This window comes from Pseudomonas sp. SIMBA_068 (assembly GCF_046534705.1).
Lineage (GTDB): Bacteria > Pseudomonadota > Gammaproteobacteria > Pseudomonadales > Pseudomonadaceae > Aquipseudomonas > Aquipseudomonas putida.
The window spans coordinates 1-385 of record NZ_JAWRYI010000108.1 but is presented as its reverse complement, the minus strand read 5'-3'; the positions used below and the strand labels follow the sequence as shown (position 1 = coordinate 385).

Here is a 385-nt window from a genome sequence, read left to right as displayed (position 1 = left end):
ACGCTCGGTAATTTGCTCGATCCATCCGTACGCCCTTTGGTGGTGGGCGCGACCTTTGGTATCGCCTTAACGCTGGTGATTATCGCCGGATCTGAACTGTTCACCGGACACACCATGTTCCTCACCTTTGGGGTAAAAGCGGGCAGCATCAGCCACGGGCAAATGTGGGCAATCCTGCCGCAAACCTGGCTGGGTAACCTGGTCGGTTCCGTCTTCGTTGCCATGCTCTATAGCTGGGGCGGCGGTAGCCTGCTGCCGGTAGATACCAGCATCGTTCACTCCGTCGCGCTGGCTAAAACCACTGCACCGGCAATGGTACTCTTCTTCAAAGGTGCATTGTGTAACTGGCTGGTTTGCCTGGCAATCTGGATGGCGCTGCGCACTG

1 protein-coding gene is annotated in these 385 nt (G+C 57.1%); it reads left to right on the top strand.

What is annotated here, in order from left to right; translation table 11 throughout:
* On the top strand, positions 1-385 hold a 385-nt coding region (locus SB756_RS28390; RefSeq protein WP_410912823.1), incomplete at both ends, for a formate/nitrite transporter family protein.